This window comes from Ruminococcus difficilis (assembly GCF_016680995.1).
The window spans coordinates 1-15,038 of record NZ_JAEQMG010000013.1; the positions used below are offsets into that span (position 1 = coordinate 1).

General features: G+C 46.7%; 9 protein-coding genes. 8 read left to right on the top strand and 1 reads right to left on the bottom strand.

Going from position 1 to position 15,038, the window contains the following annotated elements:
* Positions 1 to 75 precede the first annotated feature (75 nt).
* The 6 genes from JKK62_RS00870 to JKK62_RS00895 all read left to right on the top strand — a co-directional run bounded on the left by JKK62_RS00870 (position 76) and on the right by JKK62_RS00895 (position 7,601).
* Positions 76 to 1,026 carry a ParB/RepB/Spo0J family partition protein gene (locus JKK62_RS00870; protein ID WP_186833686.1) on the top strand — a complete coding sequence of 317 codons (951 nt, stop codon included), beginning with the start codon at positions 76 to 78 and terminating at the stop codon, positions 1,024 to 1,026.
* Positions 1,027 to 1,229: 203 nt separating this feature from the next.
* Positions 1,230 to 5,408, top strand: a complete 4,179-nt coding sequence (locus JKK62_RS00875) for a SpaA isopeptide-forming pilin-related protein (RefSeq protein ID WP_186833685.1) — start codon at positions 1,230 to 1,232, stop codon at positions 5,406 to 5,408.
* A gap of 138 nt (positions 5,409 to 5,546) precedes the next feature.
* Positions 5,547 to 5,879, top strand: a complete 333-nt coding sequence (locus tag JKK62_RS00880) for a hypothetical protein (RefSeq protein ID WP_186833684.1) — start codon at positions 5,547 to 5,549, stop codon at positions 5,877 to 5,879.
* A complete protein-coding gene (locus JKK62_RS00885; protein WP_186833683.1) occupies positions 5,866 to 6,111 on the top strand; it encodes a hypothetical protein in 246 nt (81 codons plus the stop codon). Before JKK62_RS00880 ends, JKK62_RS00885 begins: the two co-directional genes overlap by 14 nt.
* The gene (locus JKK62_RS00890) at positions 6,086 to 6,652 is read left to right on the top strand and encodes a hypothetical protein (RefSeq protein ID WP_201426555.1); all 567 of its coding nucleotides are present in this window, start codon (positions 6,086 to 6,088) and stop codon (positions 6,650 to 6,652) included. Before JKK62_RS00885 ends, JKK62_RS00890 begins: the two co-directional genes overlap by 26 nt.
* Positions 6,645 to 7,601 carry a hypothetical protein gene (locus JKK62_RS00895; RefSeq protein WP_243411709.1) on the top strand — a complete coding sequence of 319 codons (957 nt, stop codon included), beginning with the start codon at positions 6,645 to 6,647 and terminating at the stop codon, positions 7,599 to 7,601. The genes JKK62_RS00890 and JKK62_RS00895 overlap by 8 nt, the downstream gene beginning before the upstream one ends.
* Before the next feature lie 528 nt (positions 7,602 to 8,129).
* Here JKK62_RS00895 and JKK62_RS00900 read toward each other — a convergent pair.
* The gene (locus JKK62_RS00900; RefSeq protein ID WP_186833681.1) at positions 8,130 to 8,366 is read right to left on the bottom strand and encodes a hypothetical protein; all 237 of its coding nucleotides are present in this window, start codon (positions 8,364 to 8,366) and stop codon (positions 8,130 to 8,132) included.
* 70 nt (positions 8,367 to 8,436) lie between these two features.
* Here JKK62_RS00900 and JKK62_RS00905 point away from each other — a divergent pair, with 70 nt between their 5' ends.
* Positions 8,437 to 8,790: a TnpV protein gene (locus JKK62_RS00905; RefSeq protein WP_186833680.1), complete on the top strand. Its 354-nt coding sequence runs from the start codon at positions 8,437 to 8,439 to the stop codon at positions 8,788 to 8,790.
* A 38-nt stretch (positions 8,791 to 8,828) separates the two neighbouring features.
* Complete coding sequence (locus JKK62_RS00910; protein WP_201426556.1) at positions 8,829 to 14,942, top strand: helicase-like domain-containing protein; 6,114 nt, start codon at positions 8,829 to 8,831, stop codon at positions 14,940 to 14,942.
* Positions 14,943 to 15,038: the final 96 nt, after the last annotated feature.

The following is a 15,038-nucleotide window of genomic DNA, read 5'->3' on the forward strand; positions in this document are numbered from 1 at the left end:
AAAGTATTTACGCTTATGAAGCAGGAAGCAAGGTTGCACAGGCATATTCCGCTTTCACTAAGGAGGTGTTGACAGATGCCAAAAAGAAAGACCGACTTCGATCTTCCGACGCTCGATGATCTTTTCTCTACGCAGGAGGAACGCGACGAAGCAAAGCTCGACAAAATCAGGGACATTCCTTTGGAACTGATCGACGATTTCCCCGATCATCCTTTCCACGTTCGTGATGACGAGGATATGCAACAGCTTGTCGACAGCATTAAAACGCGCGGCGTACTAACTCCTGCTGTCTTGCGTGAAAAGGAGGACGGCAGATATGAGCTTGTCAGCGGACACCGCAGAAAGCGGGCTTGTGAGCTTGCAGGATTATCCACGCTCCGCAGCGAGATTAAGGATTTGTCCCGCGATGAAGCAATCATCTATATGGTCGAGAGCAATTTTCAGCGTTCTTCCATTTTGCCGAGCGAAAAAGCCTTTTCGTATAAAATGCGGCTTGAAGCTATAAAAAGGCAAGCGGGCAGACCGAAAGCAGAAAATGGTGTCCCAGTGGGACACGATTCTTTGGTGGGTAAATCCAGAGAGATTATTGCAGCTCAATCAACAGATAGCAATACTCAAATCCAAAGATATATCCGCTTAACTCACCTTATTCCCGAATTGTTGGATTTGGTTGACGAGGGCAGTATCAAAATGCGCCCTGCCGTTGAGTTGTCTTATCTCGATTACGATTATCAGAAAGATGTATTGGAAGAAATCGAGGTAACACAATCTACTCCGTCCCACGCGCAGACCATTCGTATGCGAAAAATGCAGGACGAAGGGACTTTGAGCACAATGGCAATCCGAGAGATTATGTCTGAGGAAAAGCCGAATCAAAAGGAGCGCATTATACTCCGAGGCGAAAAAGTCCGCAAGCTCATTCCCAAAGCTGTTCCGATAGAACAGACGGAGGATTATATCTACAAGGCTATTGAGCATTACAACAAGTTTCTTAGCAAAAAGCGGTCAGAGCGTGACAGCAGATAGGCGGAGTATTTTTTTTAAAATCCCCTTTCCCACACCCTAACCCCTTAGACTGACCGTTACTCTCCGAAAAGAAAGATATATCTATTAAATTAAATCTATCTATTTAATCAAACTCTTTCTTATAGACGAGGGCGACGGTACAAACACACAATTTCAATCACACGGGCGGTCAATCCGCCCGATTTTTTATGGAGGTTATTACGATGAAGAAAGTAATCCACAAGAGCTTTTTCAAAAGAGGAACGGCTATTCTGCTGGCTCTGGTGTGCCTGATTTCAGCAATCTGCCTTGTTCCGATCAACGCGGCTTCAAGAGAAGTCACCATCACCTTTGACTATGCCTACGATACAGGCGGCAATATCATCGGCTTTGTGCAGTACACGGAACACGATGGCTATGTTGTCGGCACGGCTGGCGAAGAACTGTGTACCATTCAGGCAGACGGCGACGATGCCTACTGTATCGAGCCCGGTCATTCGCTTTACTCAGGCAATACACTGACAACCGATGCTTCTGCGGCTTGGAACGCACTGTCAAAGGCTCAGAAGAAGGCGGTCAACCTCGCCCTTCTTTTCGGAAAGTCCGGCAACGGCGCGAATTTGGGCGGAACGGAAGGTCAGAAATGGATCGCAACTCAGCTTGTAGTTTGGGAATTCTGCACTGGCTGCCGCGACGCTTCAACCTTTAAGCTGAAGAACTCCAAATTTATCGACGGCATCACGGCGGGCGACAACAACCCCGGCGTTAAGTCAAATTACAACAAGATTATCGCTAAACTCAACGACTACAATGTGATTCCGAGCTTTGCCTATGAAACTCAGGCAAATGCAAAGAGCAACGTCAAGGAGCTGAAGTACAGCGACGGCAAGTACACCCTCACTCTGACAGACAGCAACGGTATGTTATCCGACTACGCTTTCAAAAAGACCGGCGATGTATCTGTTTCGATTTCAGGCAATAAGATCACTCTGACTTCATCAAAGGCGATTGACAGCCCTGTTGTTTTCGGCGCAGAGAAGAAAATGCCGAAGGTTACGGGTACGCTTATTGCTTGCGGCGCGTCCTCTAAGCAGGATGTTGTCACGGGCGTACAGTCCGATACGGAAACCAAGAGCGCGTATTTCGCCGTCAAAACATCTTCGGGCAGCTTGAAGCTCATTAAGACTTCTGATGACGGTAAGGTCAGCGGTATCAGCTTCAATATCACGGGACCGAACAATTACAGCAAAACAGCCAAGACCAACGCGAACGGTGAATTTCAGCTCAATGACCTCGTTCCGGGAACGTACACGGTAACAGAGGTCACCGAGGATAGATATGAAACGCAGAAAGCACAGAAAGTAACCGTAGAAAGCGGCAAGGTTGCCAGCGTAAAATTCAGCAATGTTTTGAAGCGCGGCGATTTACAGGTTGTGAAGTCCTCTGAGGACAATTTCAACGAAGGCGTAAAATTCCATCTTTACGGCACTTCTCTTTCGGGGGCAAAAGTAGATGAATATGCTGTTACTGATAATACTGGTACTGCTAATTTCAAAAATATCTTGGTGAGCGGCGATACACCCTATACGCTCGAAGAAGTTGACACAGCTATCCGATACGTTGTTCCGAAGTCACAGACCGCACCCGTCGTTTGGGATAAGGATACTAAACGTGAATTTACCAATACCCTCAAAAAGTTTATCGTTGAGGTTGCAAAGGTCGATTCCGAAACAAAGCAGCCGCAGGGCGACGCTTCGCTTGCAGGAGCAAAGTACGGTATCTATGACGGCGACAAGCTGATTGACACCTACACCACCGATAAGGACGGCAAATTCACCACTAAAGAATATGTCTGCGGCGATAATTGGACTATCAAGGAGATTGAGCCTTCCGAGGGCTATTTGCTTGATGAAACTGTCTATCCTGTCGGCGCAGAAGCGAAGAAGTACACCATTGAGCATAACAAATGCGTTCTCAGCGTTAATGAGGACGTTATCAAGGGCGATATTGAAATTGTCAAGCACACCGATCAGGGACAGACCAAGATTGAAACACCCGAAGAAGGAGCCACGTTTCAGCTCTTTCTCAAAAGCGCAGGGAGTTTTGACAACGCACACGAAAGCGTCCGTGACACCCTTGTCTGTGACGAAAAAGGCTACGCAAAATCAAAGAAGTTGCCTTACGGCACCTACACTGTCCACCAGACCTACGGCTGGGAAGGCAGACACTATGTTGACGACTTCGATGTATTCGTCTGCGACAACTCTAAGCCGTACAGCTTCATCATTAACAATGATATTTTTGAATCCTATCTCAAGGTGGTTAAGGTGGATGCTGAAACAGGAAAAACCATCCCCTACAAAGGAGCAGGATTCCAGATTTATTCACCCGATAATACTCTGATCACTATGTCCGTTCCGTATCCCTCGAATCTGACAATCGACACATTTTATACCAACAGCGAGGGCTATCTGATTACGCCCGAAATGCTTGTGTACGATAAGGGTTATAAACTCGTTGAGGTACAGGCTCCCTACGGCTATGTACTCGACAGCACACCCGTCACCTTTGATATTACCGAGGACAACGCTACCGAGGAAAATGCGCTCACTATCGTAAAGGTAAACAAAGCGAACACACCGCAAAAGGGTAAGATTACTGTCACCAAAGAGGGCGAGAGCTTTGTAGGCGTGAATGTTATCGGTGAGGAAACTCCCGTTTTTCAGCCCGTGTTCGAAATCACCAAGCAGAAAGGCGCAGTTTACTCCATCACCGCCGCCGAGGATATTGTTACTCCCGACGGCACCGTCAGAGTAAAGAAAGGCACGGTTGTAGATACCGTTACCACAGACGGCAAGGGTACGGCAACAAGCAAAGCGCTCTATCTCGGTAAATATACCGTCAAGGAGTACAAGGCTCCTGCCGGAATGGTCATCAGCGACGAGATCCACACGGTTGAGCTTGCCTATGCAGGGCAGGAAATCTCCGTAACCGATAGCGCTACTTCGTTTTATAACGAAAGGCAGAAAGCCAACATTACACTCGCAAAGGTAATGGAGAGAAACGAAGCCTTTGAAATCGGCGACAACAGCGAAATCCTCAATGTCACCTTCGGCTTATTTGCCGAGAGCGATATTACCGCCGCGAACGGCGACACCATCCCCGCTGACGGTCTGATTGAGATCGTTTCCGTTGATGAAAACGGTAACGCTGCCTTTACAGCCGATATTCCGTTCGGCAAATATTATGTCAAGGAGCTTGCTACTGACGAGCATTATATCCTTAACGATGAACGCCACGGCTTTGAGTTTACCTACGGCGGTCAGACCGTCAAGACAGTTGAAATCAAGGCAAACGGCGATGAGCCGTTCACTAACGAGTTGATTTACGGCTCCGTATCCGGCAAGAAGGTTGATGAAAACGGCGAAGCACTCGGCGGCGCGGTTATCGGACTATTCAAGACCGATGATGTAGAATTCGCAAAGGAAAACGCAACCTTGACAACAGAATCAGCCGATGACGGCAGCTTCAGCTTTGGCGAGAACAATATCCCGTTCGGCACTTGGTATATCCGTGAGATTGCCCAGCCCACAGGCTTTGTACTCAACGATACCGTGTACCCCGTCACCATCGGCGCAGACGGCGATATGGTCGAAATCGAGATTGTCAACGAGTATATTCGCGGCAACGTCAAGACAACTAAGGTTGATGCCGACTATCCCGAAAACAAGCTGACAGGCGCAGTATTTGAAATCTATTCAGATACCAATGAGGATGAAAAGCTCGACAAGGATGATACGCTGGTCGGCGAACTCAAAGAATCCGATACAGGTATTTATGAGATGAACGACATCGTTTACGGTCACTATCTTGTAAAGGAAAAGACCGCGCCTGACGGCTTCATTCTTGACGAGAACACCTATCCCGTATTCATTGAAACAGACGGTACTACCTATGAAGTTGAAAATGAAGCAGAAAAAGGATTTTTGAATGAAGCGATGAAAGGCTCGCTCAAAATCATCAAGACTTCCTCCGATGATAAGGTGGAAGGTATTTCATTCCGCATCACAAGTGATAACGGCTTTGACCAGACCGTAAAGACCGATAAAAACGGCGAGATTACGATTGAAGGCTTACGCATCGGCAAATATCTTGTATCTGAGGTAAACAATGAAGCCTCTGCCGGTTATCTGCTCCCCGAGGACGCGGTTGTTGAAATCGAATACGGCAAGACCGCGACAGTCAAGATGCACAACGAGAAAATTGACGTTCCGCAGACAGGCGACTTCCGCACTTCCAACAGCTTTTGGATTGTACTCGGCGGCGTCGCGGCGGCAGGCATCGCCGTTTGTGTTGTGCTTCTTTTGAGAAAGAAAAAGAGAGTCAGCAAGGAGGCTGAATAATGAAGGTTATTATTGCCATCGTACTTCTTGTCTTTATCATTGCAGGATTTATCTTCTTGCAGATTAAGAACAAGAAAAAATGAACCCAACGGAGAGGACGGCACCCCTGCTGTCCTCTCCACACATTTAGGAGCTTTTATGAGCAAACTTAAAACTATCGAAAGCCGAGTTTTAGAGGTGCTGCTTGACGAAAAGAAAACACGCGACGATGATATGCTGTTGTATTTTATGGTGTGTCAGCGCTGCTTTTTCGATTCACACGGAATGAGAGATATTTCATTTAATGAGTTTATCCATAAATTTCGTGATCTTGGTTGTCCTAACTTTGAGAGTGTAAGGAGGACAAGACAGATGGTACAGTCACAGTACCCCGAACTTGGTTGCAGTCCCAAAGCCCGACGCGCAAGGAGCCGAGGGCAAAAAGCTTATGAAAAATATGCAAAGGAGGCAGCAGAAAATGGCGAAGGATGATATTTTCACCCCGAATTTTCAGCAAAAATCCAAAACATTGAAATTGCTTTTTGAAAAGGGAGTTACCGATGAAAAAAGTCTGCTTTCTTTATCGACAATGCAGATTTTACAGATAGCGACCAACTATCAAGAAGCGTTTATCATTTCGGAATTACAGGTTAATTCCAAAGCAAACAAACTCTATTCTTATCTTGGAGGAAACACGAATGAACAGCAAAGCGAAGTATCCTAATTTTTTCGATCAGCGGTGCATTGTATGGACAAATATCAATCTTTTCAACGGCTTTGACTATGAGGCGCTTCGTGGTCATTGTTGTGTATGTCAGGACACACAGATCGTCCGCGCCCTGAAGCTGAATAATGATGCGCTTGATGAAATCCGTGAGCTTATGAATGTTGAAGTGGAACAGCCAATCATCTCGATTGATATGCATTACGACGCGGATGATGAAGCAATGAGCGATTGCTATATCTTCCCCTACTGTAATCTTAATGGTTGCTTTTGTTTCAGCGGCGACGGCATTAAAGAGTGGTATATCGACGAGAAAGACGATCTCAGGTCTTTTGAAGTTACTGACATTGATAGCTGTTTCAGTCTTTTTCGTATGCTCAAACCGTCATTGTCGCCGCGTGACGTTCAGCATTTTAAGGAAGAAATCATCGCCGGAAATATCAATTGGGATATGGTTGAAAAATACACGGATTCAATCGGCGAGAAAGTCGCAACCGCGATGTTCGGTGATGTGAATAACGAGGTCAGCAATAATGAGTGATACAGACTTCAAGGCTGTTCCGATGCAGCTCGAAGAAGCGCGGTATTCTTATCGCAACAGTCAGCAAATCAGCTCACAGACAGGCTTGATCGGCTATCTCCGCGCCGATATGGGGACAAACGGCAACGAGTTTTGGTCAACTTGGAACGATTATCGCAAGGATTTGAAAACCGATGATTTCAAGAGCGAGTTTGATGATGTGATCAATTCATTCAGAGAGAAAGGACAGTTTCTTTCTGACCGCCAGACCTTGAGCCGATTTTGTGATGATTCGCAGAACGCTTTAGAGTTTGGCGAGCGTTACGGTGCAGGCAGAGATTACGGCGTGAGAGTAAACACGCAGGATTACGCCTATCTTATGCGGCTCAATCCTCATAAGGGCGAATATAATCTGTACTGCTATTGCTACCGCAAGGATTGGCTTGACCATCACCTCGAACGCGCAAGGCGCGGTATCCGTTTTATCAACCCTCATTACAAAGAGCTGTTTCGTATTCCTGATGGCGACCATATAAGAATAACCTATCCCGATGGCTCTCATAAAGACCGTACTTGCAGATATATCGACGATAGTCACGTTGAGGTTGACAATAATCTTTATCATATCTGCGAGTTTGCCGAGATAATGGAGAGCAACGGTAATACGGTTGTTCCTTTGCGCGCTTCACTTCCCGACCAATGTTATACCTTTGTTGAAGGCTTGAATATGATAGCCATTATCAACAAGGGCGAGCTTGGCTATACCGATGCAAAATCAGCAAATGGCAGACCGATTGAAAACCGCGCTATGGTTGATAAGCTGAACGCCCAGCTTGGTGTGACAAAAGCACAGTACGCAGCTATGAAGCAAGGCTCACGCTTTGGATTTGATAAGCCGGACGCCGATCCGAAAAGCTATGACGAAAACGGGCAGGCTATCAAGCCGAAGCAGAAGGACAGAGAGAGGTAATTTTTAATGGCAAAAAGAAAATTTGAAATTATATCAGAAATGTTTGATAGAGTTTCAACCGAAGTGACTTCCTCCCCCGATAGTTGGAGATCATTTCTTAATTCTGCCTGCCGTAACTTCAAACTCCGTTATGATGAACAAATCTTAGTTTACGCCCAAAAGCCCGAAGCGACTGCCGTTCTACCCATTGAACGGTGGAACAGGACTTTCGGCAGATGGGTAAACCGAGGTGCAAAGGGAATCGCCGTCTTTGAAATGATAGGCGGAGATTCTCAACGATTAGTCCATTATTTCGATATTTCCGATACACACGCAAGCGAGAATTCAAGACCTGTCCCTATATGGAATATGCGCTCCGAGTATGAGAACGAGGTCATTGATACGCTTGAAAATACCTTTGGCTACTTGGACAGCAAGGACAGTATCGAGCAGGCGATTATCAGCGCCGCAGACAACGCCGTCGAGGACAACACGCCCGACTATATCAGCGACCTAATAAGAACCGTTGATGACAGTTTCCTTGAAGGTTTAGGAGAAATAGCCGTTGATACAATGTACCGTCAGCTTGTTAAAAACAGCGTAGCCTATATGATGATGACAAGACTCGGTATCGACGCCGACCGGTATTTTGATGATGACGATTTCCGTGATGTTATCAATTTCAATACCAAAGCAACAGCCAACGCCATCGGTTTTGCGACGAGCGATATTGCCGAAATGGGACTTACCGAAATAGCAAGAACCGTAAATGCCCTTGCTCGGCAAAATCGCATAATTGCAGAAAATCGGAATACGGAATATACTAATGACACACCAAACGAAAGGAGTTTTGACAATGGCAGAACTGACTTACACGATGCAGGGCGATTATCTTCTGCCCGACGTGACACTCCCCGAACAGCCGAGAGTAACGCTGGGACACTACGCGCAGATGAGGAAGAATTATCTGCTGAATCATCACAAGCTGATCTACTTCAACTATCTGACCAGCGGAACGCTGACAGCGCATCTGGCGGACGTTCAGGAGCAGGCGATAACGCTGGAGGAGAGCATCGTCAAGAAGATGGCTCAGAAAGAAGGAGTGACCGAGAAGCTGAAAGCGGAAGATCCGATGAAGTGGACGCGCCTGATGAACAATCTCAGACACTCGGCGCAGGAGATCGTCAAGGAACAGGTGATATTCGTATAAGTGAACAGGAGCAGGCTCAGTCAGAGGACGAGCCTGCTTTGTCTGTTATTAACGATGACCGATATGTGCGCGGCGATACCAATTTCAATTTGTTTGATGAAAGCATATTGAGAGATTTACCATTCTACGGTGTAGATGAGCGCATCAATGAGATATTTGCAACAACGCCCCACCTTCGTGCGTCCTTAGAGGAAATACGCAATTATATTGAAGCTGTTACCGATGAAGCAAAGCGAGAAGAATATATCCGCAGTGTTTTTAACGATGATTTTACTGAGGTTATTCTTGCTGACGGAGAACGCGCCGGATATAAGACCTACGAAAACGGTTTATATATCTGGAAAGGCAGATACCCTGACCGCGAGGGCGACAACTTCCTTCATTGGAAAGATGTTGTCGGACACTTTAACGCTATGCGAATGCTTGGTATGCTCCAAAGCACCGTTAAACCTTTGCCGTCGCAGGACGGACAATTACAACTTATCGCTGAATCGGCAGAGCGCAACGCGCCTGCTTTTTCTTTTGCACAGGAAATTATCGACAGCGTGTTAACACGAGGTAGTGGTGTTTCCGAGGGGAAAATGAGAATATATGAGCAGTTTCAGAAATCATTATCCCAAACAGAAAACATTTCTTTTCTAAAAAATGAATACGGCTGGGGCGGTTCATCTAACGCTGTTAATTATACAGGCATCGGAGAAATGCACGACGGTAAAGGCATCACGCTGAGTATTGGTTATAAGGAGGGTGCGCCGACACAACTTCTCAAATGGAACTATGTCGAAAAGCGCATCCGTGAACTGATACGGCTTGACCGTTACCTCAATCCAAAAGAAAAGGAATACTATCCCACTTGGCTTGACAGACAGGAGCAACTCAGAGCCGAACGTGCGGCTGAAAAGGCAGTCCGTGAAGCACTTTATACTCCACCGAGCCGTAAACGCGAGCTTGTTCCTACTGAGTATGAGTACCGCTATTCTCTCGGCGCGACGGTCTATATCGGCGCAAGTGAATATGAGATTGTTTCCTTTGATGAAAACCGTGTAATGCTCTTTGACCGCAGCTTTCCGTTAATCAACACGGAAATGACAAGAACCGAGTTTGACGCGAAGGTCAGAGAAAACCCGATGAACGATCACCTTCGTGTCGCAATACAACCCGAAAAAGAAGTAGACAGCACAGAACGCGATTACAGCAAATATACGCCTGTTATGCAGAAGTATTTCAAGCTGAGGGACGAAAATCCCGATTCAATCATTCTATTCCAAATCGGCGCTTTCTACGAAGCTATGGGCGATGATAGCCATACTGTTTCTCAGGCACTCGGCTTGAATATCACTACCCGTATGATAGCGGATGACGAGGGCATTGAGCTTTGTGGTTTTCCGTCGAGCCGACTTGAAACCAATATGAATATGCTCCTTGACCGAGGACACAGGATTGGTATTTCAGCGATTGAAGAAAACGGCAGCCGCAAGTTTGTTACGGTACTGCCTAATCGTGATCGTGAGCCTGTTCAATCTGAGCCTGTCGGCAGGATTGAATACCTTAATGCAGACGGTACGGTTGAAAACAGTATCGAGTACACCAACGCGACAATGCTTGAGCGTGACATTAAAGCTGAAAGCGCTGATAATGTCAGTATGGCGGTGTATCTGTATAAGGACAGCGACGGAAATATGATGCCGCACGACTTTATAGACAGCCTTCCGCATCCCTTACAACGCTTTGAGATAGTCGATAAGCCTGAGCCGCAATCGGAGTACGATATTCTGATGAACAAAGCGCAGGAGCTTATAGCCTACTATATGGATGCCGAATTTGGCGAGAACGAGGAATATAAGCTGCCTGATGATTTGTCCGAAATTAATCTTGCTTATACGACCACAGAGGACGAACAGCACGAAATAACAGCCGACCTCAATCTGGTCGATTTTCGTATCCAGACGAAAGTTGACGGGCAGGTTGTCCGCACAGAGCAGTATTCCTCTTTGCAGGATATTGTTGAGAACGGCTTGGATGGTATGCTCTTTGATGACCTTGTGTATGTTTCAGACGAGGAGCTTGCACCTTTCTATGCCGACCACGACGAGCTTGATGATGTTGATCCTGCCGAGATTCGTGCGCGACTTGCCGAATCCGGCATCGTAAACGGTGAGTTAGTCGATCCTGAAAAACTTGACAGCGATCCGTTTATTCAACAGGTAATGGCTGATGTTGAATCTATTACCGGAGCGACCGGTTTTATTGACCATTACTATGTTGTCGATGATCTGAGGGCTGCCCCGCTTAATGTAACAGAGTATAAAGACCGTGACGAAGCGTTGTCGGCGTACTTTGACTTGCCCACCGACAAATTAAAAGCCTTCGGATTGATGAATACCAATAAGCTGCCGGGCAGTTTGGACTTTATTCAATGTATCGACGGAAAGGATAAATTCATTGAGGATTATGCAAGAGCAGATGTTCCTTCTTGGAGAAATCCCGAAATTGATGAGCTTGTATCATATCTGAAACAACAGCTTGACGAGCGCACGACCATTCAACAAGCAGATGATGGTTCCTTGATTGATCAGGTATATGTAGATGCGAAGGACGCGGCGCGTGAGCAGGAACAATCCGAGGATAAACCGCAGCTCCGCACTATAACCTTTGATTTGACCGCGACAGAACAGGACGGCGCAAATCAGGATTTACTCGGAAAGCAGATTAGACTTGATGACCGTGATTTCAAAGTCATCAAAGTCAACACCTACGGCGACGTCAGTTTGGAGGATCTCACCTTTAAGAGTGCAACAGGATACCCGATTGTCCGTATCGAAAAGGTTGAATTTGTCCGCAGAACATTAGAAGAACAGCAGGCAAAAGAACCGATTACTCCTGCTTGGGAGCAGAAGCCGAGAGCAAAGACACAGACCTTTGACCTTCATCCCGATATTCCTATGGCTGACCGCCATACCTTTGACCTCAAAGCGTTCGAGTTAGAGGAAGTCGGTAAAAAGGCGCGTTTCCGCAGAAATGTTGACGCTATCCGCGTATTGAAGGAATGTGAGTTTGACAACCGCTTTGCAACGCCCGAAGAACAAAAAGTCCTTGCTCAGTATGTCGGTTGGGGCGGAATACCCGAAGCCTTTGATGAGAACAATGCTGCTTGGACAGATGAATTCTTTGAGTTGAGCGGTTTACTCTCTCCCGAAGAATATCAGTCAGCAAGAGAAAGTACGCTGACCGCGTTCTATACGCCGCCTGTTGTAATCTCAGCTATCTATAAGACAATGGAGCAGATGGGCTTCAAAGAAGGCAACATCTTGGAGCCTTCGTGTGGTATCGGCAACTTTATCGGTATGCTGCCCAACTCAATGGAAAACAGCCGCGTTTACGGTGTTGAGATTGATAAAATCTCCGCAGGCATAGCACAGCAGCTTTACCAGCGCACATCAATAGCGGCACAACCCTTTGAACAAGCGGATATTCCCGACAGCTTCTTTGACGCGGTTGTCGGTAACGTTCCTTTTGGTGATTTTAGCGTCGCTGACAAACGCTATGATAAACACCATTTTCTGATTCACGATTACTTTTTCGCAAAGTCGCTCGACAAGCTCCGTCCGGGCGGCGTGATGGCTCTTGTTACCTCAAAGGGTACGATGGATAAAGAAAGTCCTGCCGTCAGAAAGTATATCGCCCAGCGCGCGGAGCTTCTCGGCGCAATCCGTTTGCCGAACAACACCTTTAAGGGAAACGCCGGAACAGAGGTCGTATCCGATATTCTGATTTTGCAAAAGCGTGACCGTATCATCGACATTGAACCGGATTGGGTACACTTGAATACCGATGAAAACGGTATCAAGATGAACAGCTACTTTGTCGATCACCCCGATATGATTCTCGGTGAAATGAAGATGGTGTCGGGACGGTTCGGCGAAGAAGCGACCTGTGAGCCATACGAAAACGCCGACCTTGAAAGTTTGCTGAACGACGCGATTTCCAATATTCACGGCGAGATTACAGACTATCAGCTTGACGAGGATTTAGAGGAAGAAGATAATTCCATTCCTGCCGATCCGACTGTCAGGAACTTCTCCTACGCTCTTTATGACGGCAAAATCTATTTCAGAGAGAACAGCCGAATGGTTCCCGTTGAAGCATCCGCGACGGCGGAAAACCGTATCAAGGGCTTGATTGAGATTAGAGATTCCGTCCGCAGACTCTTGGAGTTGCAGACGGAGGATTATCCCGACAGCGACATCAAAGCTGAACAGCAACACCTTAACAAGCTATATGATGATTATACGGCGAAGTACGGTCTGATCAACAGTCGCGGCAACAGTATGGCATTCTCTCAGGACAGCTCCTATTCTCTGTTGTCCGCGTTAGAGGTTATCGACGATGAAGGTAATCTTGAGCGTAAAGCGGATATGTTCTTTAAGCGTACCGTTAAACCGCACACTCCCGTTACTTCGGTCGATACCGCGTCGGAAGCTCTTGCCGTATCAATGGCGGAGAAAGCCCACGTTGATATGGACTATATGGAGCAGCTCACAGGCAAATCCGAAAAAGAGATTTTCGACGAGCTGAAAGGCGTTATTTTCCTTAATCCTCATTATGAATACGGAAACGATCCGTCAGGAAAGTATCTGATGGCAGACGAATACCTCTCCGGAAATGTCCGTGAAAAGCTGCGGGTAGCGAGAAAATCCGCAGAGCTGTATCCCGAAGATTATACTGTCAATGTGCAGGCTCTCGAAAAGGTACAGCCAAAGGATTTGACTGCCAGCGAGATTTCCGTCAGGCTCGGCGCGACTTGGCTGCCTGTTGATGTTGTCGAGAAGTTTATGCACGAATTCTTTGATACTCCCTACTATTCCCGTCACAAAATGAAGGTGCATTTTTCCGAGTACACGGGCGAATGGAATATCGAGAACAAGACCGGCGACAAGAGCAATGTCAAGGTAAACAGCACCTATGGCACAAAGCGAATCAACGGCTACAAAATCTTAGAGGAAACGCTTAACCTCAAAGATGTTCGTATTTTTGATTACGTTGAGGATGCAGACGGCAAGCGTAAGGCTGTCCTCAACAAAAAGGAAACCGCTATTGCTCAATCCAAGCAGGAGCTTATTAAGCAAGGTTTTCAAGATTGGGTATGGGCTGATCCGAAACGCCGCGAGCGTCTTTGTAAAATCTACAATGAAAGATTCAACAGCACGCGCCCCCGTGAGTATGACGGCAGTCACATCACTTTCAGCGGAATGAACCCTGAGATTGAGTTGAGAACCCATCAAAAAAACGCTGTTGCACACATCCTTTACGGCGGCAACACACTACTCGCACACGCGGTTGGAGCCGGCAAGACGTTCGAGATGGTCGCGGCGGCGATGGAGAGCAAAAGGCTTGGTTTATGTACCAAGTCTTTATTTGTTGTGCCGAATCATTTGACCGAGCAATGGGCGGCTGAATTTTTGCAGTTATACCCTGCGGCAAACGTCCTTGTTGCTACGAAAAAGGATTTTGAAACCAAAAACCGTAAGCGCTTTTGCGGTCGTATTGCCACAGGTGATTACGACGCTATCATTATCGGACACTCACAGTTTGAAAAAATCCCGATGAGCGTTGAACGTCAGAAGCAGATTTTGGAGCAGCAGCTTCAGGAAATCACCGACGGTATCATCGAAATGAAGGCGAATCGCGGCGAGCGTTTTTCAATCAAGCAGCTTGAAAAATCCAAAAAAGGAATCCAGGCAAAGCTGAAAAAGCTCAACGACCAGAGCCGCAAGGATGACGTAGTAACCTTTGAAGAACTCGGTGTTGACCGTCTGTTTATCGACGAAAGTCATTATTACAAGAACCTTTTCCTGTTCACAAAAATGCGCAATGTCGGCGGCATCGCTCAGACAGAAGCGCAGAAGTCCAGCGACCTTTTTATGAAGTGTCGCTATCTCGACGAGCTGACGGGCGGCAGAGGTGCGATATTCGCCACAGGTACGCCTATCTCCAATTCTATGGTAGAGCTTTACACCATACAGCGCTATTTGCAGTATGAAACGCTCCAGCAAAATGGCTTACAGCACTTCGATTCTTGGGCTTCAACCTTTGGTGAAACGATTACGGCAGTTGAGTTGACACCCGAGGGCTATACTTTAATAGGACGATAAATAATGCGTTTCTAAATTGAAAAAGAGGTTATCAAAAGCGGCTTGGAGGTTGCGAAAGAATTTATATATTTTCTTGAAAACAGTTCCGCTTTACAC

Excerpts from the sequence above, each read along its gene's own strand:
- JKK62_RS00890 (WP_201426555.1), top strand. The coding sequence starts at position 6,086 with ATGAACAGCAAAGCGAAGTATCCTAATTTTTTCGATCAGCGGTGCATT.
- JKK62_RS00875 (WP_186833685.1), top strand. The coding sequence starts at position 1,230 with ATGAAGAAAGTAATCCACAAGAGCTTTTTCAAAAGAGGAACGGCTATT.
- JKK62_RS00870 (WP_186833686.1), top strand. The coding sequence starts at position 76 with ATGCCAAAAAGAAAGACCGACTTCGATCTTCCGACGCTCGATGATCTT.
- JKK62_RS00885 (WP_186833683.1), top strand. The coding sequence starts at position 5,866 with ATGGCGAAGGATGATATTTTCACCCCGAATTTTCAGCAAAAATCCAAA.
- JKK62_RS00895 (WP_243411709.1), top strand. The coding sequence starts at position 6,645 with ATGAGTGATACAGACTTCAAGGCTGTTCCGATGCAGCTCGAAGAAGCG.
- JKK62_RS00880 (WP_186833684.1), top strand. The coding sequence starts at position 5,547 with ATGAGCAAACTTAAAACTATCGAAAGCCGAGTTTTAGAGGTGCTGCTT.
- JKK62_RS00905 (WP_186833680.1), top strand. The coding sequence starts at position 8,437 with ATGGCAGAACTGACTTACACGATGCAGGGCGATTATCTTCTGCCCGAC.